The organism is Micromonospora sp. NPDC050695 (assembly GCF_040654415.1).
In the GTDB taxonomy this organism is placed as follows: domain Bacteria; phylum Actinomycetota; class Actinomycetes; order Mycobacteriales; family Micromonosporaceae; genus Micromonospora.
In genome coordinates this window covers 1-1,579 of sequence record NZ_JBFAHZ010000144.1, presented here as the reverse complement: position 1 = coordinate 1,579, position 1,579 = coordinate 1, and the positions used below count along the sequence as shown (strand labels likewise).

Below are 1,579 nucleotides of genomic sequence, written 5' to 3'. Positions count from 1 at the left end.
CGCCACCAAGCCCGAGCACGCTGGTTCCACCAACGCACCCGACTCAACCGAGACCATGCCCTGGCCAACTAGCAAATGGCGGCTGCCGTACTAGCAAATGGCGGCTGCCGTACTAGAGATGCGGCTCAATCGTCCCTTGAGTTCGACTCAACGATTTGAACCGTTTAGACTGAAGGAAATGCTTCGTCACCAACTCGTCGATTTACGATATTCCGCACTCCTGACGCGAATTAGCCGAAAGCCGCATCCGGATACGCGTCAATCCACCAATTGCTGGCCGCTAACGTTGACGGCGTGCCTGCGGGTTTTGATGTGACTGCGGGCGCGGATACCTGTCTTGTGCGCCCGGGAGGCGATCAGTACCTGCATATGGGCTACTAGACGTCGCGGCGGCGGCACGTTGCATAGCAACCCTGCGATATACCTGACAAGCTCGACGGAGAGACGGATCGTAAGTTGGAGACGGGCGGTCAGGATCCCCTTGGTTCAATTGCCCTGAATCCATGTTGTACATGTCAAACAGATTGTTGTCAATAACCAAATTGGCCCACGACGCGAAGTGCATATCCGCATTTGCCTGGTTTCCACTCAAATAAGACTTTCGCCCAGCCTGCATATAGGAATCTGCGTATTGGTGGGGAGTCCAATTGGACTGTTCAATATCCACTTCACGCCTCCAATCTCGGCATCTTTCATGTTGAAATTGACGCTAGCCGCATCCCGATGGCCTACGTACTCTTCAAATCGACTCTCGCGAAGCCAGCCATCTCTTTCATCGAATCGCTAGACTTGATCGATTGAACTGATATTCCAGTCGCATTTTCCTATGTCGGGCGGATACCCATCACACTCGCGATAGCGCTGGAATGAACATTGGTGAAACAAACTTCCGCGAGAATTGTCTTCCTTCCGTGAGTCCATCCTGTTGATAGAACGGATAGCTGGGCGGCGTGGTTCACCAGAATTACAGGACCCGGCAACCCGCCCGGCCGCCGAGACCGACCGGCCTCGTGGACCTGGTCAAACGCGATTTCACCGCGACGCGCCCGAATAAGCTGTGGGTCGCCGACCTGACGCACCACCTCGGCCCCGCGCTTGGGTAGATGTCCCAGCCCGCCAAATATTTGATCTTGGCATGCCACGGTGCGCCGCAGGGTGACGGCGGAGGAGGGCGTCGTGCTGGCCCCACGCTTGCGTAGCTGTCCCAGCACCGCAAATATTAATCTTGATAGCCGGTCTCGGCGTTCGGTGCCGTGTGGCGAGGTGCTGGACCGGCGATGGTCAGCGCCAAGCACGCCGCGCGTCCAACCGCTGCGCCCCGCCGGGCAGGCCGCCGACGATGGCCGGGCGCTGACCCGCGCGATGGATGTACTCGAACACTGCGGCGTTGGTCAGTGGGGTGAGCACCTGCCACGCACCGCCGACGCGGCGCTGCAGCGCAACATCGGCGATCTCTGATGCGGATGACCGACTGACAGTGTCATCCTCGATCCGTCAGAGGGTATTGATCCCTTGGTACGGCTTTCGGCTTGACCGTTTTGTCCCTTATGGTGTGAGGTGTGTGCGTCGTCTGTCACGA

General features: G+C 58.0%; 1 protein-coding gene. It reads left to right on the top strand.

What is annotated here, in order from left to right:
• Positions 1-1,263 precede the first annotated feature (1,263 nt).
• Positions 1,264-1,458, top strand: coding sequence for a hypothetical protein (locus AB0H52_RS31960; protein WP_151493355.1), 195 nt, complete (start codon positions 1,264-1,266; stop codon positions 1,456-1,458).
• Positions 1,459-1,579 lie beyond the last annotated feature (121 nt).